Raw genomic sequence first — 370 nt, forward strand, 5'->3', positions numbered from 1 at the left:
CGCCAGCTGGGTCCGCGCGCCGGCCGCGAAGTTCACGGCGGAGCGCGACAGGCTGCCGGTCACGGGAAAGCCGCCGGACAGCGCGCTGCCGACGTTGGCCAGGCCCAGCCCCACGAGTTCGCGGTTCGTGTGCAGTTTTTCCGCGCGCTTCAGCGCGAGCGTCTGCGCACCCGACATCGCGATCAGGAAGCTCATGAAGCCGATCAGGAGGGACGGTTTCAGCAACGCCTGCCAATGCGCGGCGGACGTCGCCAGGCTCAGGCCCGGCAGCCCGGCCGGCACGGCGCCGATCACCTGCACGCCCATGCGGTCGAGGCGCATCGATGCCACGAGTGCGATGCCGCCCAGGACGAGCACCATCGGTGCGAGA

1 protein-coding gene is annotated in these 370 nt (G+C 70.8%); it reads right to left on the reverse strand.

Annotated elements, in window-relative coordinates; translation table 11 throughout:
* Positions 1 to 370: SulP family inorganic anion transporter (locus tag ACEN88_RS34660; protein WP_413346937.1), on the reverse strand; the 370-nt coding region annotated here is incomplete at both ends.

The organism is Massilia sp. CT11-108, assembly GCF_047302915.1.
Classification (GTDB): Bacteria; Pseudomonadota; Gammaproteobacteria; order Burkholderiales; family Burkholderiaceae_D; genus Telluria; species Telluria orientalis.